This window comes from Comamonas faecalis, from assembly GCF_039538025.1.
Classification (GTDB): domain Bacteria; phylum Pseudomonadota; class Gammaproteobacteria; order Burkholderiales; family Burkholderiaceae_C; genus Comamonas_C; species Comamonas_C faecalis.
Genome location: NZ_BAABBP010000027.1, coordinates 1 through 25,383, shown reverse-complemented (window position 1 = coordinate 25,383; position 25,383 = coordinate 1). Strand labels below are relative to the sequence as shown.

Below are 25,383 nucleotides of genomic sequence, written 5' to 3'. Positions count from 1 at the left end.
TGTGAACCTTGCAAGTAACGGTGGGCCCTCACCCCTTGAGGGTGTTGAGGTCTTGCGCGTTGATGCTGGACTTGTTGCGGAACAGCAGCACCAGGATGGCCAGGCCAATGGCCGACTCGGCCGCCGCAACGGTCAGGATGAAGAACACGAAGACCTGGCCGTGCATGTCACCCAGATAGTGCGAGAACGCGACGAAGTTGATGTTCACCGCCAGCAGCATCATCTCGATGGCCATCAGCAGGACGATCAGGTTCTTGCGGTTCAGAAAAATGCCGACGACCGACAGAGCGAACAGCATCGCGCCGATCGACAAATAATGTCCCAGGGACAGGCTCATGCTTTCTTCTCCTCGGCAGCGGCTGCCTCTTGCTGCGGCGCTTCGGCGCGCTGAGTGGCTTTCATGCTGACCAGCTCGAAACGCTCCTCGGCGCGCACGCGCACCGCGTCGCTGGCGTCGATGGCCTTGGAGTCCTTGCGCTTGCGCAGCGTCAGCGCAATGGCCGCAATCATCGCCACCAGCAGAATCACCGCGGCGATCTCCACCGGGTACAGGTACTGCGTGTACATCAGCCGGCCCAGCGCCTGGGTGTTCGAATAGGGAATCACCTGTCCGGCTGCGTCGACCATGGTCGCCAGCGCCTTGGGATCGTCCATGCCGCGAAAGCCGGCCATCAGCACCGCCGCCATCTCGAACGCCACCACCGCGCCGATGAGCGCCGCCAGCGGGAAATGGCGCCAGAAACCCTGGCGAATCGTGTCGATGCGAATGTCCAGCATCATCACGACGAACATGAACAACACCATCACCGCGCCCAGGTAGACGAGCGCCAGCACGATGGCCAGAAACTCCGCCTCCAGCAGCAGCCACAGGCCCGAGGCCTGGGTGAAGGCGAGGATCAGGTGGAGCACGGCGTGCACGGGATTGCGCGCCGTGATGACCCGGAAGGCCGCGTACAGCAGCACCACCGAGAACAGGTAGAAGAAACCGGTCTTGACGTCCATGGAGCGGGTCTTTTCAAAAAATCGGAACGGGCAATCGCCGGATCAGCGGTATTTCGCGTCGGCCGCCCGGGCCTTGGCGATCTCGTCTTCGTAGCGGTCGCCCACGGCCAGCAGCATGTCCTTGGTGAAGTACAGGTCGCCGCGCTTCTCGCCGTGGTATTCGAAGATGTGCGTCTCGACGATGGAGTCGGTCGGGCAGCTCTCCTCGCAGAAGCCGCAGAAGATGCACTTGGTCAGGTCGATGTCGTAGCGCGTGGTGCGGCGCGTGCCGTCCTCGCGCTGGGTCGACTCGATCGTGATCGCCTGCGCCGGGCACACGGCCTCGCACAGCTTGCAGGCAATGCAGCGCTCCTCGCCGTTCTCGTAGCGGCGCAGCGCATGCAGGCCGCGAAAACGCGGCGACAGCGGGGTCTTCTCCTCGGGGTAGTTGATCGTGACGTGGCGCGCGAAGGCGTAACGCCCGGTCAGCACCATGCCCTTGGCCAGTTCCCAGAGCAGAAAGCTTTTGAAGAAATCCTTCAGCGAAAAGGATGCAGGAGCAGCAACAGACATCGGTGACCCCGCTTATTTCCAGATGTTCAGGGGCGACAGCAGCCAGCCGCCCACGATCAAGAGCCACACCAGCGTGACCGGGATGAAGATCTTCCAGCCCAGACGCATGATCTGGTCATAGCGAAAGCGCGGGAAGGTAGCGCGGATCCAGATGAACATGGACACCACGAAGGCTGTCTTGATACCCAGCCAGATCCAGCCGGGGATGAAGTCCAGGGCGCCGATCGGCGACAGCCAGCCGCCCAGGAACATGATCACGGCCAGGATGGAGACCAGCCACATCGCGGCGTACTCGGCCAGGAAGAAGATGGCAAAGCCCATGCCCGAGTATTCGACCATGTGGCCTGCGACGATCTCGGACTCGCCCTCGACCATGTCGAACGGATGGCGGTTGACCTCGGCCACCGCGGAAACCAGGTAGACGATGAAGATGGGCAGCAGCGGCAGCCAGTTCCACGACAGAAAGCCCAGGCCCACGTCGGTCATGGTGCCGCGGCTTTGCACCATCACGATCTCGGTCAGGTTCAGGCTGCCCGAGACCATGACGACGACCAGGAAGCAAAAGCCCATCGCGATTTCGTAGCTGACCATCTGCGCCGAGGCGCGCAGCGCGCCCAGGAAGGCGTACTTGGAGTTGGACGCCCAGCCGGCAATGATGACGCCGTAGACCTCGATGCCCGCGATCGCCATGATCAAGAGCAGGCCGGCGTTGATGTCGGCCACCGCCACCTGCGGCCCGAATGGAATCACCACCCAGGCGGCCAGCGCCGGCATGATGGCCATGATCGGCCCGAGGATGAACAGCCCCTTGGCCGCGGCCGTCGGCTGGATCAGCTCCTTGGTCAGCAGCTTCAGGCCATCGGCGATCGGCTGCAGCAGGCCCCAGGGGCCGACGCGGTTGGGGCCGGGTCTCACCTGCATCCAGCCCAGCAGCTTGCGCTCCCACAGCGTCAGATAGGCAATCGCCAGCATCAGCGGAGCGACCACGCAGATGATCTTGATCAGGTTCCAGATGACCGGCCAGGCCACGCCCGCCCACCAGGGTGCGGCGACCAGTTCCAGGCCGCCGTTGTACAGCGCGTCGATCATGCAGCGCCTCCTTCACGTGCGGCGCGAGCGTCGGCCGTCAGTTGCAATGCCGGTGAGCGGCGCACCAGGCCGTCGAGCTGGTAGATGCTGGCCGACACCGGCTCGGCGCAATCGCCGGGCTGGGCGGTCAGTGCGGCGCCGCTGGCGTTGCTGAGCGTCTGTGCGGGCAGCCAGGCCAACGCCTCGGCCGGTTGGCCGGTGGCGGCGGCAAGCACCTGCTGCGAGTCATCGAAATCCATGCCGTCGAGCTGCATCAGATTGGCCAGCACGCGCAGCACCTTCCAGGCCGGGCGCGTCTCGCCCAGCGGCTTGACCACGGCGTGGAAGCTCTGGATGCGGCCTTCGGCGTTGACGAAGCTGCCCGAGGTCTCGGTGAACGGCGCGATCGGCAGCAGCACGTCGCTGAATTCCATGTTGGCCTTGAACGGGCTGAGCGTGACCACCATGTCGACCTCGCCCAGCCCCTGGGCCGCGGCGGCACCAGCGGCCGAGTCGAACTCGGGCTCAGTATTGAGCAGCAGCGCCGCCTTCAGGCCGCCGGCCAGCATCTGAGCCGCATGCAGGCCGTCTTGCTGGGGCTGCGCGCCTACGTACTGCGCGCCGACGGTGTTGGCCGCCTCACCCAGGTAGCCGACGCTGGCGCCCGTCTGCTCGCCGATCCAGTTGGCCAGCGCCAGCAGGGTCGATGCGTGCGCGTGGTGCGCGGCCGCGTTGCCCAGCAGTATGGCCTTGCGCTCGCCGGCCAGCAGCATGGCTGCGATGGCTCGCGCCTTCTCGCCGACCTGCGCCACCGCTGCGGGAGCGGCAACGCCCTTGGTCTCGGCCACGGCGGCTGCAACCTGGGCCAGCGCATCGGCCCAACCATTGGCGGGTGCGAGCAGTTGGTGTGCCACCGGCATGGCCCAGTCGTAAGCCACGGTGCTGATTGCTGCGACAGTCGCGCCATGGCGTGTGGCCTGGCGGATGCGCTGGGCGAACAGCGGATGGTCTTTGCGGATGTTGGAGCCGACGACCAGCGCCGATTGCAAGTTGGTGAGCGATGCAATCGTCGTGCCCAGCCAGCGCACGCCCTGCGCCTTGGCGAACTCGGCGTGGCGCAGGCGGTGGTCGATGTTGTCGCTGCCCAGGCCGCGCACCAGCTTGCCGGCCAGGTACAGCTCTTCGAGCGTGCTGTGCGGGCTGACCAGCGCGCCGATGGCGCTATTGCCGTGCTTCTCGCGCACGCACTTGAGTCCGTTGGCCACGTATTCCAGCGCGGTCTGCCAATCGACTTCCTGCCACTGGCCGCCCTGCTTGAGCATGGGCTGGGTCAGGCGCTCGGGGCCGTTGAGCGCCTCGTAGGAGAAGCGGTCGCGGTCGGCGATCCAGCACTCGTTGACGTCCTCGTTGTCGAACGGCACGACGCGCATGACCTTGTGGTTCTTGACCTGCACGATGAGGTTGGCGCCGGTGGAGTCGTGCGGGCTGATGCTCTTGCGCCGCGACAGTTCCCAGGTGCGGGCGCTGAAGCGAAACGGCTTGCTGGTGAGCGCGCCGACCGGGCAGATGTCGATCATGTTCCCCGACAGCTCGGAGTCGACCGAGTCGCCATGCACCACGTCGATCTCGGCATGCTCGCCGCGATTGACCATGCCCAGCTCCATGATGCCGCCAATCTCCTCGCCAAAGCGGACGCAGCGCGTGCAATGGATGCAGCGCGTCATCTCCTCGGCAGAGATCAGCGGGCCGAAGGTCTTGCGCAGAACGACGCGCTTCTCCTCGCCATAGCGCGAGGCCGAGGCGCCATAGCCGACGGCCAGATCCTGCAGCTGGCACTCGCCGCCCTGGTCGCACACCGGGCAGTCCAGCGGATGGTTGATCAGCAGGAACTCCATGACGGATTCCTGCGCCTTGATCGCCTTGTCGGTCTTGGTGCGCACGATCATGCCCTGCGTCACCGGCGTGGCGCAGGCGGGCATGGGCTTGGGCATCTTCTCGACGTCCACCAGGCACATGCGGCAGTTGGCGGCAATCGAGAGTTTCTTGTGATAGCAGAAGTGCGGAATGTAGACGCCGGCCTCCTCGGCCGCATGCATCAGCATGCTGCCTTCGGCGATCTCCACCTTCTTGCCGTCCAGTTCAATTTCAACCATATGCTTGTCCCGCCTCAGGCTGCCTTGGCAGCTTGTGCGGCCTCGATCTTGGCCACGAACTCGTGCCTGAAGTGCTTGATCATGGCGCGCACCGGCATGGCCGCCGCGTCGCCCAGCGCACAAATCGTGCGCCCCATGATGTTGAAGGCCACCTGGTCGAGCTTCTCGATGTCCTCGGGGCGCCCCTGGCCATGCTGGATGCGGTGCACCATGCGCCACAGCCAGCCCGTGCCCTCGCGGCAGGGCGTGCACTGGCCGCAGGACTCGTGCATGTAGAAGTACGACAGGCGCTGAAGCGATTCGACCATGTCACGCGAATCGTCCATCACGATCACGGCCCCCGAGCCCAGCATGGAGCCGGCCTTGGAGATGCTGTCGTAGTCCATCGTGCACTCGTTCATGATGTCCGCCGGCAGCACCGGAGACGACGAACCGCCCGGGATCACCGCCTTGAGCTGGCGGCCCTTGCGCACCCCGCCGGCCAGTTCCAGCAGCGTGGTGAAGGGCGTACCCATTGGAACCTCGTAATTGCCCGGACGCTCGACGTCGCCCGAGACCGAGAAGATCTTGGTGCCGCCGTTGTTGGGCTTGCCGCACTCCAGGTAGGCCGCTCCGCCGTTTCGGATGATCCAGGGCACGGCCGCGAAGGTCTCGGTGTTGTTGATCGTCGTCGGCTTGCCGTACAGGCCGAAGCTGGCCGGGAACGGCGGCTTGAAGCGCGGCTGGCCCTTCTTGCCTTCGAGCGATTCGAGCAGCGCGGTCTCCTCGCCGCAGATGTAGGCGCCGAAGCCGTGGTGCGCGTGCAGCTCGAAGTTGAAGCCGCTGCCCAGAATGTCGTCGCCCAGGTAGCCTGCGTCGCGCGCCTGTTGCAGCGCGACCTCGAAGCGCTCGTAGACTTCGAAGATCTCGCCGTGAATGTAGTTGTAGCCCAGTGAAATGCCCATCGCGTAGGCGCCGATGATCATCCCCTCGATCACGATGTGGGGGTTGTACATCAGGATGTCGCGGTCCTTGCAGGTGCCCGGCTCGCCCTCGTCCGAGTTGCACGCCAAGTGCTTCTGACCCGGGAACTGGCGCGGCATGAAGCTCCACTTCAGCCCCGTCGGAAAACCCGCACCGCCGCGCCCGCGCAGGCCGGACTCCTTGACCGCGGCAATGACCTGATCCTGGGTCATACCCTCGCCGCCGTCCTTGCCCAGAATTTTCTTGAGCGCCTGGTAGCCACCGCGCGCCTCGTAATCCTGCAGGCTCCAGTTGCTGCCGTTCAGGTCGGCATAGATCTGCGGATTGATGTGGCGGTCGTGAAAACAGCTCTCAAGCCCCGTGGCCTTGAACTGCTGCAGTACTTGCGCAATCGTGCTCATGCCTGCTCCTTTGCCGTGCGCAGGCCGTCGACCAGCTGGTCCAGGCGCTCGCCATCCATGAAGCTGCACATGTCGCGGTCATTGACCAGCATCACCGGCGCGTCGGCGCAGGCGCCCAGGCATTCGCACTGCTGCAGGGTGAACAGGCCGTCGGCCGTCGTGTCGCCCATCTTGATGCCCAGTTTTTCTTCCAGGCGGTGCAGCGCTTCGTTGCCGCCGCGCAGCTGGCACGGCAGGTTGGTGCACACGGCCAGCTTGTACTTGCCGACCGGGTGCTGGTTGTACATGTTGTAGAAGGTCGTGACCTCATGCACCGCAATCTCTGGCATGCCCAGGTAGGCGGCCACTTCGGCCTCGGTCTGCTGGCTGATCCAGCCCTGCTCCTGCTGCACGATGGCCAGACACGCCATCACCGCAGACTGCTTGCGCTCGGGTGGATACTTGGCCACCTCGCGGGCAAAACGCGCTTTGGTCGCTTCGCTAATCATCGGTCAATCTCCCCGAACACGATGTCCATCGTGCCAATAATGGCCACGGCGTCGGCAATCATGTGGCCGCGTGTCAGCTCGTCGTAGGCCGCCAGGTGGGCAAAGCCGGGAGCGCGGATCTTCAGGCGGTAAGGTTTGTTGGCGCCGTCGCTGACCAGATAAATGCCGAACTCGCCCTTGGGATGCTCCACCGCTGCATAGGCCTCGCCCTCGGGCACGCGGAAACCCTCGGTGAACAGCTTGAAGTGGTGGATCAAGTCCTCCATGCCGGTCTTCATGCGCTCACGTGGTGGCGGCGCCACCTTGTAATTGTCGATGATGACAGGCCCGGGGTTGGCGCGCAGCCACTGCACGCACTGCTCGATGATGCGCGCCGACTGGCGCATCTCGGCCACGCGCACCAGGTAGCGGTCGTAGCAGTCGCCGTTCTTGCCCACCGGAATGTCGAAGTCCAGGCGGTCGTACACCTCGTAGGGCTGCTTCTTGCGCAGATCCCAGGCAATGCCCGAGCCGCGCAGCATCGGGCCGGTCATGCTCAGGTTGAGCGCGCGCTCGGGCGTGACCACGCCAATGCCCACGGTGCGCTGCTTCCAGATGCGGTTGTCGGTCAACAGCGTCTCGTACTCGTCGACATAAGTCGGGAAGCGCTTGATGAAGTCCTCGATGAAGTCCAGCAGCGAGCCCTGGCGATTACGGTTGAGCTCATCCACGGCGCGGGCATTGCGCAGCTTGTTGGGCTTGAACTGCGCCATGGTGTCGGGCAGGTCGCGGTAGACACCGCCCGGGCGGAAGTAGGCCGCATGCATGCGCGCGCCCGAGGCCGCTTCGTACATGTCGAACAGCGTCTCGCGCTCGCGGAAGGTGTACATCAGCACCGTCGACGCGCCCAGATCCATGCCATTGGAGCCCAGCCACATCAGGTGGTTGAGCAGGCGCGTGATCTCGGAGAACAGTACGCGGATGTATTGCGCGCGGATCGGCACCTCGATGCCCAGCAGCTTCTCGATGGCCAGGCAATAGGCGTGCTCGTTGCTCATCATCGAGACATAGTCCAGCCGATCCATGTAGGGCAGCGACTGGATGTAGGTCTTGCTCTCTGCCAGCTTCTCGGTGGCGCGGTGCAGCAGGCCCACGTGCGGGTCGGCACGCTGCACGACCTCGCCGTCGAGCTCGAGCACCAGGCGCAGCACGCCGTGTGCCGCCGGGTGCTGGGGCCCGAGGTTCAGGGAATAGTTCTTGATTTCAGCCATGGTCGATCACCCGTGCAGGCCTCCGTAGTCTTCTTCGCGGATGATGCGCGGCGTGATTTCGCGCGGCTCGATGGTCACCGGCTCGTAGACCACGCGGCGCAACTCGGGGTCGTAGCGCATCTCTACATGGCCCGACAGCGGGAAATCCTTGCGGAACGGGTGGCCGATGAAGCCGTAGTCGGTCAGGATACGGCGCAGGTCGCTGTGGCCGTCGAAGACGATGCCGTACAGGTCGAAGGCCTCGCGCTCGAACCAGTTGGCACCGCTCCAGACACCAGTCACCGACGGCACGACCGGCAGGTCGTCGTCGGCGCAGAACACCTTGACGCGCACGCGCTGGTTCAGCGACACCGACAGCAGGTGCGAGACCACCGCATAGCGCGGGCCGTCGGTGCCCACTTCGCGGTAGGTGCTGTAGTCCACGCCGCACAGGTCGATCAGTTGCTCGAAGCGGCACTGCGGCGCATCGCGCAACAGCTCCATGGCCTCCAGGTAGACCTCGGGGGCCACCACGACGGTCAGCTCATCCTTGGCCAGACTCACGTTCAGCGCCTTGTCGCCCAGGGTCAGTGCCACGGCGTCGCGCAGCGCTTCGGGGTGGATTGCTACATCACTCATGACAACGGCCTCACACGCGCGCAATGGTGTTGGTACGGCGGATCTTCTGCTGCAGCTGAATGATCCCGTAAATCAGCGCCTCGGCCGTCGGTGGACATCCCGGCACATAGACGTCGACCGGCACGACGCGGTCGCAGCCGCGCACCACCGAGTAGCTGTAGTGGTAATAGCCGCCACCGTTGGCGCATGAACCCATGGAGATCACCCAGCGCGGCTCGGCCATCTGGTCGTAGACCTTGCGCAGCGCCGGCGCCATCTTGTTGCACAGCGTTCCGGCCACGATCATCAGGTCGGACTGGCGCGGCGAGGCACGAAACACCTCCGCGCCAAAACGCGCCAGGTCGTAGCGCGCAGCGGCCGCGTGCATCATCTCCACGGCACAACAGGCCAGGCCAAAGGTCATGGGCCAGATCGACCCCGTTTTGGCCCAATTCACCACCGCGTCATAGCTGGTGGTGATGAAGCCTTCCTTCATCACGCCTTCAATCATCGTGTCCTTCCTTCTGCAGCGCCTTGTACGCGCCGCTCATTCCCAATCCAGCGCACCCTTTTTCCATTCGTAGGCAAAGCCCACGACGAGAATCGCCAGAAAGACCACCACGGCAACAAAGCCGGTGATGCCAACGTCCTGCAGACTGACCGCCCAGGGGAAGAGGAAGGCGATCTCCAGATCGAAAAGAATGAAGAGGATGGCGATCAGGTAGTAGCGCACGTCGAATTTCATGCGCGCGTCGTCAAACGCCTCGAAGCCGCACTCATACGGCGAGTTCTTCTCGGGGTCGGGCCGGTTCGGCCCCAGGACGTAGCCCAGCAGCAGCGGGAGAACGCCGACGGCGAATCCCACCAGCAAAAACAAGAGAACCGGGAGGTATTGTTCGAGGCTCATCGCGGGTGCACTTCACTGCAAAGCGCCGCCGCGTTCGCCCACCAGGGGCTGGACGGGCGGCAGGACGTGAATGGTGCCGTCGGCGAGACTCGAACTCGCACAGCTTTCGCCACTACCCCCTCAAGATAGCGTGTCTACCAATTCCACCACGACGGCTGTTGTGTCAGTTCGGATGGCGTGAGGGCCTATGAGGTTCTGGCTTTCCGAACAAACGGGGATTCTACCTTGGAAAACCCTGGTTACCGGTGGCCAGGGTGTTTTTTATCCAGCGCCCGGCCTGCTCCCGACCACCGGGCCTTGCCCGACTTCACTTGGTCGGGATTTGCGCAGCGTCGTCCGCGGGCGCGGCCTCCGGAGCTGGTGCGCCGCCATCGGCACCCGCTGCGGGCGGGGCCGCATCCGGCGCCGCGGGAACCACCACGGCCGGCGTCTCCAGCACGCTGCCCACGCTGGACGGGCGCTGGTTGCCGAAATAAGCCAGTGCCAGCGTCGCCGCGAAGAAGACGGTGGCCAGCACCGCGGTGGTGCGCGACAGGAAGTTGGCGCTGCCGCTGGAGCCAAACAGGCTGCCGGCGCTGCCGCTGCCAAACGCCGCGCCCATGTCGGCCCCCTTGCCGTGCTGAACCAGGATCAGCACGGTCATGGCAATGGCGGTCAGGATCTGAACCGCCAGGATGATATTCACGAAACCACTCATTTTTACTCCAGTGTCTGTGTCGCCCGGAGGCGCTCAGGCGGTGCGTGCCGCCGCAACAATCTGCAAAAAATCCTGCGCCTTCAGCGACGCGCCGCCCACCAGACCGCCATCGATGTCGGGCTGCGCCAGCAATTGCGCCGCGTTGGCTGCATTCATGCTGCCGCCATAGAGGATGCAGACGTCTTGCGCGTCCGCATGCTGCAACTGCTCGCGCAGCGCCGCATGCACTTGCTGCGCCTGCTCTGGCGTGGCCGTTCGGCCAGTGCCAATGGCCCAGACCGGCTCATAGGCGACGACGATGTCGCGCGTGCGCGCACCCAGCAGGTCGATGACCGCCGCCAGTTGGCGCGCCACGACGGCTGCGGTCTGGCCCTGCTCGCGCTCTTGCAGCGTCTCGCCCACGCAAACGATGGGCGTGATGCCGCCGGCAAGTGCCGCGGCCGCCTTGGCCGCCACGGCCGCATCGGTCTCGCCGTGGTACTGGCGCCGCTCGGAGTGCCCTGCCAGCGCGTGGCTGGCGCCAAATTCGGCCAGCATCGCGGCCGACACCTCTCCGGTATACGCCCCCGCGTCGTGCGCCGACACGTCCTGCGCAGCCAGTGCAATGGGAGTGCCCGCGACCAGCGCCTGGATCTGCGCCAGATAGACGGCGGGTGCGGCCACGATGACCGCGCACGCCGGCGCTGCAACCTGCAAGCCGGCGGCCAGCGCCTGCAGCAACGCTGCATTGGCCTGCAGGCTGCCGTTCATCTTCCAGTTGCCGGCAATGATTTTTTTTCTATGTGTCGTCATGGCGTCCATGTCAGAACAATTTTTCCAATGTGTGCGTTGCTTTCCATCAGCGCGTGGGCCTGCGCGGCGTCGGCCGCGGCAAACTGGCTGTGCAACACGGGGCGAATGCGCCCTGCCGCCAGCAGCGGCCAGACCTTGTCGCGCAACGCCTGCGCAATCGCCGCCTTGAAGGCCACTGGGCGCGGGCGCAGCGTCGAGCCGGTAATCACCAGGCGGCGGCGCAGCACCAGGCCAGCGTCGAACTGCGACTGCAGCCCGCCCTGCACCGCGATGATGACCAGCCGGCCGTCCTCGGCCAGGCAGCGCACTTCGCGCTCGACATAGCTGCCGGCGACCATGTCCAGGATGACGTCGACACCCCTGCCCTCGGTGATGCGCGCCACCTCCTCGGCGAAGTCCTGCTCACGGTAGTTGATCGCGTGGTCGGCGCCCAGCGCCAGGCAGGCGGCGCACTTGTCGTCGCTGCCTGCCGTGACGATGACGTGGGCACCAAAGGCCTTGGCCAGCTGGATGGCAGCCACGCCAATGCCGCTGCTGCCGCCCTGGATCAGCAGAGTCTCGCCCGGCTGCAGGCGCGCGCGGTCAAAGACGTTGCTCCAGACAGTGAAGAAGGTCTCGGGCAGCGATGCTGCCTGTACGTCGCTCAAGCCCTCGGGAACGGGCAGGCACTGCCCCACCGGCGCCACGCAATACTGCGCATAACCGCCACCGGCGAGCAGCGCGCACACGCGGTCGCTCACCTGCAGGCCGGTTTGCGCCATGGCCTGGGCGTCACCCGAGACGATGGTGCCCGCAACCTCCAGGCCCGGCAGATCCGAGGTGCCGGGCGGCGGCGCATAGTGACCCTTGCGCTGCAGCACGTCAGGGCGGTTGACGCCGCTGGCGGTCACGCGGATCAGCAGTTCGCCCGCACCCGGCTCGGGACGCGGGCGCTGACCCAGTTGCAGCACCCGCGGCTTGCCAAAGGCGGTGATCTCAATGGCTTGCATCACTTCGCTTCACTCCTGATGGGGTTCGCGAGCCCCGGGCGGCACCCTCGCACTTGAGGCTGCTGCCGCCCGCGCTCGGCTGCTGCTGCCTCAGTCCTGCGCCAGGTCGGCGCCGGTATCGGTACTGCCGCCTTGCTCGCGCGGCGCTTCGTGCGAGCGCTCGCGATCACCACGGCGTTCGCCGCGACGGTCGCTGCGATCGCCACGCTCGCTGCGCTCACCACGGTCAAAGCGCTCCATGCCGGCGGGGCGCTCGGTCAGCGCCTTCATCGACAGCTTGATGCGGCCCTTGTCGTCGGTCTCCAGTACCTTGACGCGGACGATCTGGCCTTCCTGCAGGTAGTCGGACACCTTCTCGACACGCTCGTGGGCGATCTGGCTGATGTGCAGCAGGCCGTCCTTGCCGGGCAGCACGTTGACCAGTGCGCCAAAGTCCAGAATCTTGGTGACCGGGCCTTCGTAGACATGGCCCACCTCGGCCTCGGCGGTGATCTCCTCGATGCGGCGGCGGGCCTCGTCGGCCTTGGCGGCTTCAGTCGCGGCGATGGTGATGGTGCCGTCTTCCTCAATGTTGATCTGGCAACCGGTTTCATCGGTCAGCGCGCGGATGGTGGCGCCGCCCTTGCCGATCACGTCGCGGATCTTCTCGGGGTTGATCTTCATGGTGAACAGCTTGGGCGCGAAGCTGGAGATCTCGGCCTTGGCCTCGCCCATGGCTTCCTGCATCTTGGAGAGGATGTGCATGCGCGCTTCCTTGGCCTGGGCCAGCGCCACCTGCATGATTTCCTTGGTGATGCCCTGGATCTTGATGTCCATCTGCAACGCGGTGATACCGGCCGTCGTGCCGGCGACCTTGAAGTCCATGTCGCCCAGGTGATCCTCATCACCCAGGATGTCGGTCAGCACGGCGAACTTGTTGTCTTCCTTGATCAGGCCCATGGCGATACCGGCCACGTGCGCCTTCATCGGCACGCCGGCGTCCATCATCGACAGGCAGCCGCCGCAGACGGAGGCCATCGACGAGGAACCGTTGGACTCGGTGATCTCCGACACCACGCGGATGGTGTAGGGGAACTCTTCCTTGCTCGGCAGGCAGGCGATGAGCGCGCGCTTGGCCAGGCGGCCGTGGCCGACTTCGCGGCGCTTGGTCGAGCCCATGCGGCCCACTTCGCCGGTGGCAAAGGGAGGCATGTTGTAGTGGAACAGGAAGCGATCCTCGAACTCGCCGGCCAGCGCGTCGATGCGCTGCGCGTCGCGCTCGGTGCCCAGCGTCGACACGACCAGCGCCTGCGTCTCGCCGCGCGTGAACAGCGCCGAGCCATGAGTACGCGGCAGAACGCTGTTGCGGATTTCGATCGGGCGCACGGTGCGCGTGTCGCGGCCGTCGATGCGCGGCTCGCCAGCGAGGATTTGCGAGCGCACGATGCGCGCTTCGATGTCGAACAGCATGTTGTCCACCTTCACGCCGTCGAACGCCACGCCTTGCTCGGCCAGCGCTGCCTTGACAGAAGCGTAGGCTTCGCGGCAGGCCTGGGTGCGCACTTGCTTGTTGCGGTTGTGGTAGGCAGCACGCAGTTTTTCTTCACCCAGCTCGGTGACCTTGGCGATCAAGGCTTCATCCTTGACTTCGGGCTGCCAGTCCCACACCGGCTTGCCGGCTTCGCGCACCAATTCATGGATGGCATTGATGGCGATCTGGCTTTGCTCGTGGCCATAGACCACAGCGCCCAGCATCACGTCTTCGGGCAGCTGCTGCGCTTCGGATTCGACCATCAGCACGGCGGCCTCGGTGCCGGCGACGACCAGATCCATCTGGCTGCTCTTGCGCTGGGTCTGGCCCGGGTTGAGCACGTATTCACCGTTGATGTAACCCACGCGCGCGGCGCCGATCGGGCCGTTGAACGGGATGCCGGAAACGGACAGCGCGGCGGAGACGCCGATCATGGCTGCGATGTCGGCGTCCACCTCGGGGTTCAGCGAGATGGTGTGGATGACCACGTGCACTTCGTTGTAGAAGCCCTCGGGGAACAGCGGGCGGATCGGACGGTCGATCAAGCGGGACGTCAGCGTCTCCAATTCGCTGGGCTTGGCCTCGCGCTTGAAGAAGCTGCCGGGGATCTTGCCGGCGGCGTAAGTCTTCTCGATGTAGTCCACCGTCAGCGGGAAGAAGTCCTGACCCGGCTTGGCGTTCTTGCTTGCCACCACGGTGGCAAGCACCACGGTGTCATCGATATTGACCAGCACGGCGCCGCCAGCCTGGCGGGCGACTTCGCCGGTTTCCATGGTCACGGTGTGCTGACCCCATTGGAAGGTCTTGGTGACTTTGTTGAACATCGTCATTGTGTGCTCCTGAAACATCGGCCGCCCGTACTACGGCGGCCCGGATCGGAGGCGCAACAGATCGCGATGCCATTCCAGCCCAGCGCTGACGGCCGCCGCAGCGGCATGCCAACGCGTGCCTGGAATGACACAGCTTCGCTCTGTTCTCCTCCAGTGGTTGAAGTAAAAAACGCCTGAGCTAGCGGGCTAACTCAGGCGTTGCGGGCGTGCCCTACGCTTATTTGCGCAGACCCAGCTTGGCGATCAGCGCGGTGTAGCGATCGGCGTCCTTGGCCTTGAGGTAGTCCAGCAGCTTGCGGCGACGGCTCACCATGCGCAGCAGGCCGCGACGACCATGGTGATCCTTGGCATGCTGCTTGAAGTGGGGAGTCAGTTCGTTGATGCGCGCGGTGAGCAAAGCCACCTGCACTTCAGGGCTGCCAGTATCATTGGCGGCGCGCTGGTTGGCCTTGACAACCTCGGCCTTGACGGAAGATGCGATCATGTTTTTTCCTGAAAAATAGGAGCTTGCGAACAGGTGCCTGTCAAGCCTTGCGGCCAATGCACCGGCAGCCCCTGGTTACTTGCGCCACCGGCTGGAACGACCCGCGGCGTGCGTCCTGCACCATGCAAAACCGCGCAATTATAGCGGACTGCCTCGAAAAACCCCAGGCGTACGTTCATGGATTGCGGCCGAGCCCGCCACCAACCAGGATGGTTCACTCCAAAACCCCCATCACACCGCGCGCCATGCCACCACCGCACTACACAACAACCTGGCTCATCGCAGCAGCGCTCTGCCTGGTGTTCGCTCTCCCCGCCCAGGCCGCAGCCACCCCCAGCAAAAGCAAGACACCCAAAGCCAGCACACAAAGCACCGCCACCAAACCCAAGACCGTCAAAATCCGCCGCGAGGGCAGTAGTTCCGAAGAAACGCCAGCCCAGCGCGAGCGCCGCCTGCTGCGCGAATGCAAGGGCCTGCCCAATGCAGGCGTGTGCCGCGGCTACACCCGCTGATCATCAAAAATAATTCTCAAAACTGCGCCAGACATAAAGTACAATGCGCAACTTCGATTTGCAGCGCGGTGTACAACCAGCAAAACAAATCGAAGTTTTTTGAATTGCACCATTTTTTCATGCTACAATTCAAAGCTTCGCGGCTGTAGCTCAGATGGATAGAGTACTTGGCTACGAACCAAGGGGTCGTGGGTTCGATTCCTGCCAGCCGCGCCATATGACAAGCCCTGAAATCGCAAGATTTCAGGGCTTTTTCATATTCGCTCACTGCCATCCGCGCGGCACAAGCATAGCCAATCGGCCTCGTAGACGCGACATCCCCAAGCCGACAATCGTCGCCGTCATTGCCGCCGGCCACACGCCAAGAGTTGCATTGCAGATCTCAGACTGAGACCATCACAAGCCTCAATGATCTCATCAGTGTTCACGCACGGCTCAAAGGGATGGCAATGGCCCGGTCGAGAAGCATAGACAACAACGATCTCAAAAGTATTCTCCACTCCAAGCGGGCCAACATTTATTACCTGGAGCACTGTCGCGTGCTCGTCAATGGCGGCCGCGTCGAGTACGTGACCGATGCGGGCAAGAAAAGCCTGTACTGGAACATCCCCATCGCCAACACCGCCAGCATTCTGCTGGGCACGGGCACTTCCATCACCCAGGCGGCCATGCGCGAACTGGCCAGGGCGGGGGTGCTGGTGGGCTTTTGCGGCGGGGGCGGCACGCCGCTGTTTGCTGCCAACGAAGTGGACGTGGAAGTCGCCTGGCTTGCGCCGCAAAGTGAGTACCGCCCTACCGAATATCTGCAGGCCTGGGTGCAGTTCTGGTTTGACGACGCACTGCGCCTGCACGCTGCCCGACAGCTACAAACCCGGCGGCTGCAACGCCTGCTGGCTGCATGGAACACCCGAGCCCTGCGCGAGGCCGGTTTCGCCGTCGATCCGGCCCGCCTGCAGGCGCTGGTGCAACAGTTCACGCCACGCATCGCCAGCGCCCCCGATGTGACGGCGCTGCTGACCGACGAGGCGCAGCTCACCAAGGCGCTGTTCAAGCTGGCCGTCGATACCGTGGGCTACGGCGAATTCACCCGCGCCAAGCGCGGCACGGGCACCGATGACGCCAACCGCTTTCTCGACCACGGCAACTACCTGGCCTACGGCCTGGGCGCCACAGCCACCTGGGTGCTGGGCCTGCCGCACGGTCTGGCGGTGCTGCACGGCAAAACGCGGCGCGGCGGGCTGGTGTTCGATGCGGCCGATCTGGTCAAGGACGCGGCCATCCTGCCGCAGGCTTTCCTGTCGGCCATGCGCGGCGATGACGAGCAGCAGTTTCGCCGCCAGTGCATCGAGGCATTGACGCAAAGTGAATCGCTGGACTTCATGATCGACACGCTCAAGGACATCGCCGTGCAGACCGCCCGGCTGGCGCAACAGCCGCCGCCATCGCAGGAGGGCGGCGCATGAACGTGCTGTTCGTTGCCCAATGCACCAAGAATGCGCTGACCGAAACGCGCCGCACCCTCGACCAGTTTGCCGAACGCCGGGGCGAGCGCACCTGGCAAACGCCCATCACCCAGGCCGGGCTGGACACCGTGCGCCGCCTGCTGCGCCAAAGCGCCCGCAAGAACACGGCGGTGGCCTGCCACTGGATTCGCGGACGCGACCACAGCGAGCTGCTGTGGGTGGTGGGCGATGCCCGCCAGTTCAACGACCAGGGCGCCGTCCCCACCAACACCACTGCCCGCAACGTGCTGCGCACGGAAGATGAAAACGCCTGGCACCGCCTGCCGCTGATGACGGCCCTGGCCGCGCTGGCCGCCTTGCTGCACGACCTGGGCAAGGCCACCCAGGCATTCCAGAACCGGCTGCGCAACCCCGGCCTGCGCGAACGCAACCACTATCGACATGAATGGGTGTCGGTGCGGCTGTTCCAGGCCTTTGTGGGCAGTGACGACGATGCAGGCTGGCTGCAACGGCTGGCCGCCTGTGCCGAACCGGGCACGGATGCACAAGCCTTTGAAGCGCTGTGGCTGGATCATGCAAACGGGCGCCTGCTGCGTGACGGGCTGGATGAACCCCGGGCCGCACGGCACCTGCCGTTTGCCCGACTGCCGCCGCTGGCCCAGGCCGTGGCCTGGCTGGTGTTCACCCACCACCGCCTGCCCTGCCTGCCCGTCCAGCGGCCGGATGGCAGTTGCGACGAAGACATGGACGAATCCCGCGCACAGTGGCGACGCTTTGGCGCCCATCCCCGCTTCGTCAATGCCAACGAGCTGGATGGCGTTCTGGCCCGCATCAGCGCCGACTGGAACGAACCGCGCGAGCGCGCAGACCCCGCTACGGTACAAGCGCACTGGCACTTCCCCCACGGCCTGCCCGTCGCCATGCCCGCGTGGCGCAAACAGGCCGCCCGCTACGCCCGCAAACTGCTGGAACTGTCCCAAGCCCCAGGCCAAGAATCAGTGCTGCATGACCCGTTTGCCATGCACGTCTCGCGCCTGTGCCTGATGCTGGCCGACCACCACTATTCCAGCATCACGGACAAGGCACGCCGCCAGCCTTTTCTCAACGCAGGCTATCCACTGGCTGCCAACACTATCAAAAACGATAGCTACCAGCGCTTTCCTGAAAAGCGCCAAGGCCCGATTTTTAACCAAACCCTGGACGAACACCTGCTGGGCGTACAGGCCCACGCCACGCTGGTGGCGCATTCCCTGCCCAGCCTGGCGCAAAGCCTGCCCGCCCTGAAAAACCACAAGCCTCTCAAGAAGCGCAGCTTTGACACCCGCTTTGCCTGGCAGGACAAGGCGGCTGACCTGGCCACCAGCCTGCGCCCCCGGGCCGCCACGCAGGGGGCCTTCATCGTCAACATGGCCTCCACCGGCTGCGGCAAGACGCTGGCCAACGCCCGCGTGATGAACGCGCTGGCCGACCCGGCCACGGGAATGCGCTGCGCGTTTGCCATCGGCCTGCGCACGCTGACGCTGCAAACCGGGCGCAGCTTTCAGAGCGATCTGGGTCTGGGCGAAGACCAGCTTGCCATCCAGGTCGGTGGCGCCGCCAGCCGTGCATTGTTCGAGTATTGGGAGCAGCAGGCCGAAGCCACCGGCTCCGCCTCGCGCCAGGAACTGCTGGACGAAGCAGGCACCGTGCTCTACGAAGGCAACGACCAGCACCCGCTGCTGCAGCGCCTGACGCAGGATGCCAAGGCCCGCGCCCTGATCGCCGCGCCCCTGCTGGTCTGCACCGTGGATCACCTCACGCCCGCCACCGAAAGCCTGCGCGGTGGCCGCCAGATTGCACCCATGCTGCGCCTCTTGAGCGGTGACCTGGTGCTGGACGAACCGGACGACTTCGGCATGGCCGACCTGCCCGCCCTCACCCGGCTGGTGCATTGGGCCGGCCTGCTGGGCAGCCGCGTCCTGCTCTCGTCGGCCACCTTGCCGCCCGCGCTGGTGGAAGGCCTGTTCCTCGCCTACCGCGCCGGGCGGGCCGTGTGCCAGCAGCACCGCAGCGAACGGCCCAACGAACCCGTCAACATCTGCTGCCTATGGGTAGACGAGTTTCACCAAACCGCGCAGGACTGTGCCGATGGCCCTACCTTTCGCACCGCCCACACGCAGTACGTGCAAAAGCGCGTCACCCGGCTGGCACAGGCCGAAGTGCGCCGACTGGCCCGGATTGCCACCTTGCCCGACACCTGGCACGGCATGAAAGAAACCGAGCGGCGCCAGGATTTTGCCCGCGTGGTGCTGGAACAGGCATGGCAACTGCACCAGCAGCCGCAAAACCACAGCACCGACTCCGCCAGCGGCAAGCACGTCAGCCTGGGCCTTATCCGCATGGCCAATATCGCGCCGCTGTTCGATGTGGCGCTGGCCATCTACCAGCAGGGAGCACCTGCGCCCGGCGTGCGCATTCACCTGTGCGTGTACCACTCGCAATACCCGCTGCTGCTGCGCTCGGCCATCGAACAGCAGCTCGACACCCTGCTCAATCGTCGCAGCAAAGACAACCATGACCCGGCGCTGCAGCGCCCGGCCTTGCGTGCGCTGATCGACGCCCACCCCGAACCCCACCATCTGTTCATCGTGCTGGGCAGCCCCGTCACCGAAGTGGGCCGCGACCACGACTACGACTGGGCCGTGGTCGAACCTTCGTCCATGCGCTCGCTCATCCAGCTCGCCGGGCGCGTGCGACGGCATCGGCCCGGGGCGGTGGACGGGGTCAACATGGTGGTGCTGGACAGTAATTTGCGGCACTATGAACACCCCGGCAAGGCGGCGTTTTGCAAGCCGGGGTTTGAGGAAAAACTTCTCGGCGTAAAACCCAAACCCTCCGATCCTGGCCCCCATGACTACGGATGGCGTTTTGGCCTGGAAACACATCAGGTCTCCCTCCTTTTTCCAGAGTTGGGACGTGGCTCAACACCGATAGATGCCCGCCCACGTATCGGATCAAAAGCTCCCCTAAAGCCGGAGCACTATCTACTGGACTTGGAGTTGGCACGCATGCAAGACGCCATGCTGGTGAGAACCAAGCAAGGGACTTTCATCACCACTGTCAAACGTAATGCAACCCTGCATTGGTATGAGCCGGATCCTGATCACCCTCGAGCTCTGTGGCTCACCGGCCTGCTGCCGCAATACCAGCGCTTCCGCCACGACGACATGCCGCGCGAAGATGTGGTGGTACTGCCTGACGAAGATGAAGAAACGCTGCGGCTGCACCGCGTAGAGGACGGGACACGCCGTGGCGACAAGCTGTATGTGTCCGTGCACGAAAGCCTGTGCCACGCAATACCCGAGGCGCGGCTGAAATCACCAAGTGTTTCGCCCTGGCCACCCGTGAGCCTGATGGATGAATTGCTCACCCTGGCGCAAGCGCAGGGGCTATCGCTGCAGCAATGCGCCCAACGCTATGCCATCGCCAGCCTGCCCTCCCACCGTGATGGCTGGCTGTTCCACGAATCGTTGGGCTTCACCGTCAAGAAGTAAGTCTGTCAGGCTGGTTGCAGCGCCATGGGATGCACCGCCATCACTGCCGTCTGCAACGCCTCGTCCAACTCCGCCACGCGCAGGTCGTAGGCCGTTTGCAGGTTCAGCCACGACTGCGCATCGCCGCCGAAGAAGCGGCTCAGGCGCAAGGCAGTATCGGCCGTGACGCCGCGCCGCTCCAGCACGATGTCGTTGATGCGCGAGGCCGGCACGTGCAACTGCCGGGCCAGGGCGTTGGCGCTCATGTCCATGGGTTTGAGGTAGTCCTCGCGCAGCACCTCGCCGGGATGGACGGGGCGCATGCCACTTTTAAACATCTCTTTCTCCTTACTTTGAGCTGCCTGTACGGCAGCCAGCAAAGCCTGAACGCCTCAGTGGTAATCCACGATTTCCACGTCAGCCACGCCTTTTTCCGTCCAGACAAAGCACACGCGCCATTGAGCGTTGATGCGGATGCTGTGCTGGCCCTGGCGATCTCCGCTGAGCAACTCCAGCCGGTTGCCCGGCGGGCTGCGTAAGAAATCCAGGGTGGCCGCTGCATCCAGCTGCGCCAGCTTGCGCTCCGCCACACTGAGGATGTTGGCAAAGCGCCGACTCTTGCCGCTGGTAAACAAACGCTGCGTTTCCTGGCACTTGAAAGAAGCGATCGCCATGGGATAAGGGAGATTGTATAGCGTTTACCGATATTCGGTATGCTGCCTGTGCGGCAGTCCATGGAATGTGCACGAATCAGCGACGCACATCATCTTCTGAGCTGTCTATTCGACATAAGGCATTCCCAGCTACGCATATCATGGCACGTTATTATCAAGTACACAAAGGAGGAGCAATGGCATCATCACTTGAAATCGAAATTTCCTGGAAAGACGTAATTGCGACTTTCATCAACGAGCGCTTGAAAGCGAAGCTCGAAAAGCTCAAGGATGACGACCCCAAACGTCCTGAACTCCTCGCGCAGCACGATCCGGTCACATGGATTGCCGACGCATCCCGTCGAGTGACCCAAATCCAGGCCGTCACCCACTCTCTCAAACCCATTCACCCTGACGCACGAGGCACCAACCTCTACGTGGAACCCGCCAGCCAGCCGGTGCTGACCGAACTGGGCAGCCACGCACTGGGCGAGCAATTCGTGGGCGATGTGGTGGGCAACGCCGCCGCGCTGGATGTATACAAATTCCTGAAGCTGGAGGTGAACGGACGCAGCCTGCTTGCAGCCCTGCTGGCGCAGGATGCCGATGCCCTGGCCGCGCTGCACACCGATCCGGCGCAAGCCCGGGCGCTACGAGATGCTTTTGTTTCGCTGACCCAGCCACGTGCGGGCGAACCCAGCAGCCACACCCTGGCCAAACAGTTGTACTGGCTGACCGGCGACGACGCTTGCGCAGATGCGGACTACACCCTGCTGGCCCCCTTGTACGCCACATCGCTGGCCCATGCGGTACATGCGCAGGTGCAGGAAGACCGCTTTGGCGATACCAACAAGGCGGCCCGCCAGGCCCGGCGTGAGCGCAAGGCGCATGACGGCGTGTTTCATCACTACCCGAACCTGGCTGTTCAGCAAATGGGTGGAACGAAGCCGCAAAACATCAGCCAGCTCAACAGTGAGCGCCGGGGTATGAATTACCTGCTCTCATCGCTGCCGCCGCAATGGCGAACCAGCGCGGTACGCCTGCCGGTGCACGCCACGTCGGTATTTGACCGCCTGTTCATCGCCCGCCCCGAAGTGCGCCGCACGGTGCAGATGTTGCGGCAATTTCTGGAATCGGATCCCGAGCCGAACCTGGCCACGCGCCAGCGCCGCGAAGCCCTGCTGGATACGCTGTTGGACGAACTGGTGTCGCTGGCCGCCGAGTTGCAGCAGTTGCTGCCTCCAGGATGGAGCCGCGACGACGAACGGTTTGAAAAGCTCGACCCTGACCAAAAACTCTGGCTAGACCCTTTGCGTGCGGAATTGCCGGAAGAATTCGAGTTTGCAGGGCTATGGCTTCAAATGGACTGGCCCGTAGAAATCGGCAAGGCCTTCGCCCGCTGGCTCAACGAACAGCTACGTGGCAAGCTGCCCGTGGGCGATGCCGAAGCCCGTGAGTGGAAAAAAGTGCTGCTGACCGACGAGGACGGCTTCAAGCAACAGCTATGCGAACTGCGTGACAAGCTGGATGCACCGCACTACATCCCCATACGCAAAACCCATGCGGAGTTGGCCGCACTGCGCGAGGAGAACCCATGAACCAGCAACATCCTCAAGCCATCCTTGTACTGCCTCGCCTGCGTATCCAGAACGCCAACGCCATCGCCAGCCCACTCACGCACGGTTTTCCGTCCATCACCGCCTTCACCGGATTGATGTGGGCGCTGGAGCGCAAGCTGACCCAAGCAGGTGTCCCTCTGCGGCTGCAGGCCGTGGGCGTGGTGTGCCACCACCACCAGGAGCAGGTCACGCAAGGCTATGTGCGCAGCTTCAACCTGACGCGCAACCCGGTGGACAAGAACGGCAGCACTGCCGCCATCGTCGAAGAAGGCCGTATGCACCTGGAAATCACCCTGGTGCTGGCCGTGTCGGAAAAGCGCCGCCCAGACACACCGGCGACTCTGGTGCAGGGCAACGATGCCCAGCTGGCTAGTTGGGCGCAGATCGCAGGCGACACGCTGGCCGGTATGCGCGTGGCCGGCGGCAGCGTGCTGCCCTCGCGCTCCATACCGGGCAAGCGGGTGCGGCCGTGGATGGCCATCGTGCCCAACGACGCCGAGGCTGCTGCCGCAGAATTCCGCCAATGGCGCCGGCAATGGCTTCCGGGCTTTGTGCTGGTGGGGCGCGATGACCTGCTGGCCGAGCGCCTGCGTCACCTGCGCACCACCCCGCCCGACGCCACGCTGCTCGATGCCTGGCTGGATGCCGCCCGGTTCAACCACCAGCCCCTGCCCAGCGCAAACGATACCCCCGCGCCCGATGGCAAGGTGGCCTGGGGCGACCCGCTGCGCCCCAAGGGCAGCGGTTGGGTCGTGCCCATTCCGGTGGGTTACGCGGCTCTGACCCCGCAGGCCCATCCCGCAGGCACGGTGCGCAACGCCCGCGATGCCTCTGTGCCACTGCGCTTCGTGGAATCGGTCTATTCGCTGGGCGAATGGGTCAGCCCGCACCGGCTGAACAACCTGACCGAGCTGCTGTGGCAAGCCGAAACCAATGAAACCCAGGGCCTGTACCGCTGCCGCAATGGCTACCGATCCAGCCCACAGTCAGGCAGCGATAGCGACACCGCCGACGACTGGGATGACGCCGATGCCTATGACTACACCTGACACCTCCTACCTGTTTCGTGCCCTATTTTTCAAGGATTGACACCATGACCGACAAACTCACCACCGCTTCCGTCCTGGCCTTCGAGCGCAAGCTCGATCCCTCTGACGCCGTGTTCCACGCCGGCCACTGGGAAGACCGCGCCCAGTCGCATGCCTGGCTGCCCGTGAGCATCCAGCCGAAGTCCGTGCGCGGCACCATCAGCAACCGGCTCAAGGCCAAAGACCAGGATCCGGCCAAGCTCGACGCTGCTATCGAGAACCCCAATCTGCAAACCGTCGACGTGGCCGCGCTGCCGCCGCAGGCCGACACACTCAAGGTGCAGTTCACGCTGCGCGTGCTGGGCGGCGCGGGCACGCCGTCGGCCTGCAACAGCGCGGCCTACCAGGCCAAGCTGCTGGCCACCGTGCAGGGTTATGTGCAGCAGCACGGCTTTGCCGAACTGGCCCGGCGCTACGCCGCCAACCTGGCCAATGGCCGCTTCCTCTGGCGCAACCGCGTGGGGGCTGAAAGCGTGGAGGTGACCATCGAACAAATGCAGGGCGGCAAGGCCGTGCATTCCTGGTCTTTTGATGCCCTGGCGCTCAATACACGGGCGATAGGCGCTATCAATAGTGAATCCAATGACTTGGCAAAACTGGGACAGACCATCGCCACTGGGTTGGGCGGCGCAGAGCATGTGCTGCTCCGGGTAACGGCTTTTGTGCGCCAGGGTGCAGGGCAAGAGGTGTTTCCATCGCAAGAACTAATCCTGGACAAGGGCAACGCCGGCAAGAGCAAGACGCTGTACCACGTGAACGATGTGGCGGCCATCCACTCGCAAAAAATTGGCAATGCCATCCGCACCATCGACACCTGGTACGAAGGCGCCGACGAACTAGGCCCGATTGCTGTTGAGCCCTATGGCTCCGTCACCACCCAGGGCAAAGCCTATCGTCAGCCCAAGCAGAAGCTGGACTTCTACACCTTGCTGGACAACTGGCTGCTCAAGGATCAAGTGCCACCCGTCGAACAGCAGCATTTCGTAATGGCCGTGCTCATCCGTGGCGGCGTATTTGGCGATGCGAGCTGATGACCATGACCACGCACTACATCGACATCACCCTGCTGCCCGACCCCGAGTTCAGCCAGGCCCATCTGCTAGGTGCGCTGGTAGCTAAACTGCACCGGGCTTTGGTACAAGGGCAACACACCGATATTGGCGTGAGCTACCCGCAGCACATCAGCCAGCCGCTGGCCCGCCGTACCCTGGGAACCGTACTGCGTCTACACGGTACCCCCGAGGTGCTGCAACGCTTGATGGCGCGGGACTGGCTCAAAGGCATGCGTGACCATACCCGGGTGACTGCGCTGCGTCCGGTGCCCACCGATGCCCTACATCGCACCGTGCGCCGCCGCCAGTTCAAGACCAACGCTAACCGCCTGCGTCGCCGCCGGATGCTACGCAAAAACGAAACCGCCGAGCAGGCTGCAGCCGCGATTCCCGACAGCGCGGAGCGCCGCCCGGATCTGCCGTTCGTGCAATTGCGCAGCAGCAGCACCGGGCAGCCGTTCTGTCTATGTGTGGAGCACGGGCCGCTGTTGCCCCAGCACGTGTCCGGAGCGTTCAATGCCTACGGGCTAGCGCATGAGGCGACGGTGCCGTGGTTTTGACCCTTTTTTGTAGGGTGCGACACAGGGTCTTGTAAATCAAGCACTTGCGGATCATCCGGGAAATTGGGTATTCGAAGGTGCGGGAGGCTTTATTCATTAACAATCAATGCATTAGGGAAATCCTGCAAAACCTCCCCGCCTGTCTGGTAGCTGTCAGCCACCGCTGGCATTCTCCTCATCCATGAAGCAAACCAGCCTCGCCCTGAACCTGAGCACGCGCAAGACGCGCAAGCAAGTCTTC

Annotated in this window: 25 protein-coding genes and 2 tRNA genes; 8 read left to right on the top strand and 19 right to left on the bottom strand. The window is 64.2% G+C overall.

All coding sequences use genetic code 11. The annotated features are described in order from the left end of the window. Positions 1–28 precede the first annotated feature (28 nt). From nuoK to rpsO, 17 genes are all read right to left on the bottom strand, one after another. Positions 29–337, bottom strand: coding sequence for an NADH-quinone oxidoreductase subunit NuoK (nuoK, locus tag ABD767_RS13480; RefSeq protein WP_103045022.1), 309 nt, complete (start codon positions 335–337; stop codon positions 29–31). After that, positions 334–1,002, bottom strand: coding sequence for an NADH-quinone oxidoreductase subunit J (locus ABD767_RS13475; RefSeq protein ID WP_103045023.1), 669 nt, complete (start codon positions 1,000–1,002; stop codon positions 334–336). Before ABD767_RS13475 ends, nuoK begins: the two co-directional genes overlap by 4 nt. A gap of 42 nt (positions 1,003–1,044) precedes the next feature. Beyond that, positions 1,045–1,554: an NADH-quinone oxidoreductase subunit NuoI gene (gene nuoI, locus ABD767_RS13470; RefSeq protein ID WP_103045024.1), complete on the bottom strand. Its 510-nt coding sequence runs from the start codon at positions 1,552–1,554 to the stop codon at positions 1,045–1,047. 12 nt (positions 1,555–1,566) lie between these two features. After that, on the bottom strand, positions 1,567–2,643 hold the full coding sequence (gene nuoH, locus ABD767_RS13465) for an NADH-quinone oxidoreductase subunit NuoH (RefSeq protein WP_103045025.1): 1,077 nt from the start codon (positions 2,641–2,643) through the stop codon (positions 1,567–1,569). After that, entirely contained in the window at positions 2,640–4,775 is a 2,136-nt protein-coding gene (gene nuoG, locus ABD767_RS13460) for an NADH-quinone oxidoreductase subunit NuoG (RefSeq protein WP_103045026.1), read from the bottom strand. Before nuoG ends, nuoH begins: the two co-directional genes overlap by 4 nt. Positions 4,776–4,789: 14 nt before the next feature. Next, positions 4,790–6,139 carry an NADH-quinone oxidoreductase subunit NuoF gene (nuoF, locus tag ABD767_RS13455; protein WP_103045027.1) on the bottom strand — a complete coding sequence of 450 codons (1,350 nt, stop codon included), beginning with the start codon at positions 6,137–6,139 and terminating at the stop codon, positions 4,790–4,792. Next, positions 6,136–6,627, bottom strand: coding sequence for an NADH-quinone oxidoreductase subunit NuoE (gene nuoE, locus ABD767_RS13450; protein ID WP_103045028.1), 492 nt, complete (start codon positions 6,625–6,627; stop codon positions 6,136–6,138). The genes nuoF and nuoE overlap by 4 nt, the downstream gene beginning before the upstream one ends. Beyond that, positions 6,624–7,877 carry an NADH-quinone oxidoreductase subunit D gene (locus tag ABD767_RS13445; protein ID WP_103045029.1) on the bottom strand — a complete coding sequence of 418 codons (1,254 nt, stop codon included), beginning with the start codon at positions 7,875–7,877 and terminating at the stop codon, positions 6,624–6,626. Before ABD767_RS13445 ends, nuoE begins: the two co-directional genes overlap by 4 nt. A gap of 6 nt (positions 7,878–7,883) precedes the next feature. After that, positions 7,884–8,495, bottom strand: a complete 612-nt coding sequence (locus ABD767_RS13440; protein ID WP_103045030.1) for an NADH-quinone oxidoreductase subunit C — start codon at positions 8,493–8,495, stop codon at positions 7,884–7,886. A gap of 10 nt (positions 8,496–8,505) precedes the next feature. Then, positions 8,506–8,985: an NADH-quinone oxidoreductase subunit NuoB gene (locus tag ABD767_RS13435; RefSeq protein WP_103045031.1), complete on the bottom strand. Its 480-nt coding sequence runs from the start codon at positions 8,983–8,985 to the stop codon at positions 8,506–8,508. A 36-nt stretch (positions 8,986–9,021) separates the two neighbouring features. Continuing rightward, positions 9,022–9,381: an NADH-quinone oxidoreductase subunit A gene (locus ABD767_RS13430; RefSeq protein WP_103045032.1), complete on the bottom strand. Its 360-nt coding sequence runs from the start codon at positions 9,379–9,381 to the stop codon at positions 9,022–9,024. A 71-nt stretch (positions 9,382–9,452) separates the two neighbouring features. After that, positions 9,453–9,537 (bottom strand) — tRNA-Leu (locus ABD767_RS13425). A gap of 151 nt (positions 9,538–9,688) precedes the next feature. Then, positions 9,689–10,078, bottom strand: coding sequence for a preprotein translocase subunit SecG (gene secG, locus ABD767_RS13420; protein ID WP_103045033.1), 390 nt, complete (start codon positions 10,076–10,078; stop codon positions 9,689–9,691). Between the two features lie 33 nt (positions 10,079–10,111). After that, a complete protein-coding gene (gene tpiA / locus ABD767_RS13415; RefSeq protein WP_103045034.1) occupies positions 10,112–10,879 on the bottom strand; it encodes a triose-phosphate isomerase in 768 nt (255 codons plus the stop codon). Then, complete coding sequence (locus tag ABD767_RS13410) at positions 10,867–11,859, bottom strand: zinc-binding dehydrogenase (RefSeq protein ID WP_103045035.1); 993 nt, start codon at positions 11,857–11,859, stop codon at positions 10,867–10,869. The genes tpiA and ABD767_RS13410 overlap by 13 nt, the downstream gene beginning before the upstream one ends. A 90-nt stretch (positions 11,860–11,949) precedes the next feature. Next, positions 11,950–14,199: a polyribonucleotide nucleotidyltransferase gene (gene pnp, locus ABD767_RS13405; RefSeq protein WP_103045036.1), complete on the bottom strand. Its 2,250-nt coding sequence runs from the start codon at positions 14,197–14,199 to the stop codon at positions 11,950–11,952. A 217-nt stretch (positions 14,200–14,416) separates the two neighbouring features. Continuing rightward, a complete protein-coding gene (rpsO, locus tag ABD767_RS13400; protein ID WP_091567899.1) occupies positions 14,417–14,683 on the bottom strand; it encodes a 30S ribosomal protein S15 in 267 nt (88 codons plus the stop codon). A gap of 122 nt (positions 14,684–14,805) precedes the next feature. Here rpsO and ABD767_RS13395 point away from each other — a divergent pair, with 122 nt between their 5' ends. From ABD767_RS13395 to cas3f, 4 genes are all read left to right on the top strand, one after another. Then, entirely contained in the window at positions 14,806–15,195 is a 390-nt protein-coding gene (locus ABD767_RS13395; protein ID WP_344869790.1) for a hypothetical protein, read from the top strand. Positions 15,196–15,334: 139 nt separating this feature from the next. Further along, positions 15,335–15,411 (top strand) — tRNA-Arg (locus ABD767_RS13390). A 233-nt stretch (positions 15,412–15,644) separates the two neighbouring features. After that, positions 15,645–16,658 carry a type I-F CRISPR-associated endonuclease Cas1f gene (cas1f, locus tag ABD767_RS13385; protein ID WP_103045042.1) on the top strand — a complete coding sequence of 338 codons (1,014 nt, stop codon included), beginning with the start codon at positions 15,645–15,647 and terminating at the stop codon, positions 16,656–16,658. Beyond that, positions 16,655–20,191: a type I-F CRISPR-associated helicase Cas3f gene (cas3f, locus tag ABD767_RS13380; protein WP_103045037.1), complete on the top strand. Its 3,537-nt coding sequence runs from the start codon at positions 16,655–16,657 to the stop codon at positions 20,189–20,191. The genes cas1f and cas3f overlap by 4 nt, the downstream gene beginning before the upstream one ends. A gap of 5 nt (positions 20,192–20,196) precedes the next feature. On the opposite strand, the gene ABD767_RS13375 is transcribed toward cas3f, so the two are convergent. Both ABD767_RS13375 and ABD767_RS13370 read right to left on the bottom strand, forming a co-directional pair. Further along, positions 20,197–20,508, bottom strand: a complete 312-nt coding sequence (locus tag ABD767_RS13375) for a HigA family addiction module antitoxin (RefSeq protein ID WP_103035996.1) — start codon at positions 20,506–20,508, stop codon at positions 20,197–20,199. A gap of 54 nt (positions 20,509–20,562) precedes the next feature. Then, positions 20,563–20,844, bottom strand: coding sequence for a type II toxin-antitoxin system RelE/ParE family toxin (locus ABD767_RS13370; RefSeq protein ID WP_103035997.1), 282 nt, complete (start codon positions 20,842–20,844; stop codon positions 20,563–20,565). A gap of 176 nt (positions 20,845–21,020) precedes the next feature. Here ABD767_RS13370 and csy1 point away from each other — a divergent pair, with 176 nt between their 5' ends. From csy1 to cas6f, 4 genes are read left to right on the top strand one after another with little or no spacing between them, the layout of a single operon-like run. Further along, positions 21,021–22,421, top strand: a complete 1,401-nt coding sequence (gene csy1, locus ABD767_RS13365; protein WP_103045038.1) for a type I-F CRISPR-associated protein Csy1 — start codon at positions 21,021–21,023, stop codon at positions 22,419–22,421. Next, positions 22,418–23,491: a type I-F CRISPR-associated protein Csy2 gene (gene csy2, locus ABD767_RS13360; protein ID WP_103045039.1), complete on the top strand. Its 1,074-nt coding sequence runs from the start codon at positions 22,418–22,420 to the stop codon at positions 23,489–23,491. The genes csy1 and csy2 overlap by 4 nt, the downstream gene beginning before the upstream one ends. A gap of 44 nt (positions 23,492–23,535) precedes the next feature. After that, positions 23,536–24,561 carry a type I-F CRISPR-associated protein Csy3 gene (gene csy3 / locus ABD767_RS13355; RefSeq protein WP_103045040.1) on the top strand — a complete coding sequence of 342 codons (1,026 nt, stop codon included), beginning with the start codon at positions 23,536–23,538 and terminating at the stop codon, positions 24,559–24,561. Positions 24,562–24,566: 5 nt separating this feature from the next. Then, positions 24,567–25,142, top strand: a complete 576-nt coding sequence (gene cas6f / locus ABD767_RS13350) for a type I-F CRISPR-associated endoribonuclease Cas6/Csy4 (RefSeq protein WP_103045043.1) — start codon at positions 24,567–24,569, stop codon at positions 25,140–25,142. Positions 25,143–25,383: the final 241 nt, after the last annotated feature.

Coding starts and splice junctions, on each gene's coding strand:
- ABD767_RS13410 (WP_103045035.1), bottom strand. CDS start 11,859: ATGCAAGCCATTGAGATCACCGCCTTTGGCAAGCCGCGGGTGCTGCAA.
- ABD767_RS13375 (WP_103035996.1), bottom strand. CDS start 20,508: ATGTTTAAAAGTGGCATGCGCCCCGTCCATCCCGGCGAGGTGCTGCGC.
- cas1f (WP_103045042.1), top strand. CDS start 15,645: ATGGCCCGGTCGAGAAGCATAGACAACAACGATCTCAAAAGTATTCTC.
- nuoE (WP_103045028.1), bottom strand. CDS start 6,627: ATGATTAGCGAAGCGACCAAAGCGCGTTTTGCCCGCGAGGTGGCCAAG.
- nuoF (WP_103045027.1), bottom strand. CDS start 6,139: ATGAGCACGATTGCGCAAGTACTGCAGCAGTTCAAGGCCACGGGGCTT.
- nuoK (WP_103045022.1), bottom strand. CDS start 337: ATGAGCCTGTCCCTGGGACATTATTTGTCGATCGGCGCGATGCTGTTC.
- ABD767_RS13440 (WP_103045030.1), bottom strand. CDS start 8,495: ATGAGTGATGTAGCAATCCACCCCGAAGCGCTGCGCGACGCCGTGGCA.
- csy2 (WP_103045039.1), top strand. CDS start 22,418: ATGAACCAGCAACATCCTCAAGCCATCCTTGTACTGCCTCGCCTGCGT.
- ABD767_RS13445 (WP_103045029.1), bottom strand. CDS start 7,877: ATGGCTGAAATCAAGAACTATTCCCTGAACCTCGGGCCCCAGCACCCG.
- nuoG (WP_103045026.1), bottom strand. CDS start 4,775: ATGGTTGAAATTGAACTGGACGGCAAGAAGGTGGAGATCGCCGAAGGC.
- rpsO (WP_091567899.1), bottom strand. CDS start 14,683: ATGATCGCATCTTCCGTCAAGGCCGAGGTTGTCAAGGCCAACCAGCGC.
- csy3 (WP_103045040.1), top strand. CDS start 23,536: ATGACCGACAAACTCACCACCGCTTCCGTCCTGGCCTTCGAGCGCAAG.
- ABD767_RS13430 (WP_103045032.1), bottom strand. CDS start 9,381: ATGAGCCTCGAACAATACCTCCCGGTTCTCTTGTTTTTGCTGGTGGGA.
- cas3f (WP_103045037.1), top strand. CDS start 16,655: ATGAACGTGCTGTTCGTTGCCCAATGCACCAAGAATGCGCTGACCGAA.
- pnp (WP_103045036.1), bottom strand. CDS start 14,199: ATGACGATGTTCAACAAAGTCACCAAGACCTTCCAATGGGGTCAGCAC.
- ABD767_RS13475 (WP_103045023.1), bottom strand. CDS start 1,002: ATGGACGTCAAGACCGGTTTCTTCTACCTGTTCTCGGTGGTGCTGCTG.
- ABD767_RS13395 (WP_344869790.1), top strand. CDS start 14,806: ATGCAAAACCGCGCAATTATAGCGGACTGCCTCGAAAAACCCCAGGCG.
- tpiA (WP_103045034.1), bottom strand. CDS start 10,879: ATGGACGCCATGACGACACATAGAAAAAAAATCATTGCCGGCAACTGG.
- nuoI (WP_103045024.1), bottom strand. CDS start 1,554: ATGTCTGTTGCTGCTCCTGCATCCTTTTCGCTGAAGGATTTCTTCAAA.
- ABD767_RS13370 (WP_103035997.1), bottom strand. CDS start 20,844: ATGGCGATCGCTTCTTTCAAGTGCCAGGAAACGCAGCGTTTGTTTACC.
- secG (WP_103045033.1), bottom strand. CDS start 10,078: ATGAGTGGTTTCGTGAATATCATCCTGGCGGTTCAGATCCTGACCGCC.
- cas6f (WP_103045043.1), top strand. CDS start 24,567: ATGACCACGCACTACATCGACATCACCCTGCTGCCCGACCCCGAGTTC.
- nuoH (WP_103045025.1), bottom strand. CDS start 2,643: ATGATCGACGCGCTGTACAACGGCGGCCTGGAACTGGTCGCCGCACCC.
- csy1 (WP_103045038.1), top strand. CDS start 21,021: ATGGCATCATCACTTGAAATCGAAATTTCCTGGAAAGACGTAATTGCG.
- ABD767_RS13435 (WP_103045031.1), bottom strand. CDS start 8,985: ATGATTGAAGGCGTGATGAAGGAAGGCTTCATCACCACCAGCTATGAC.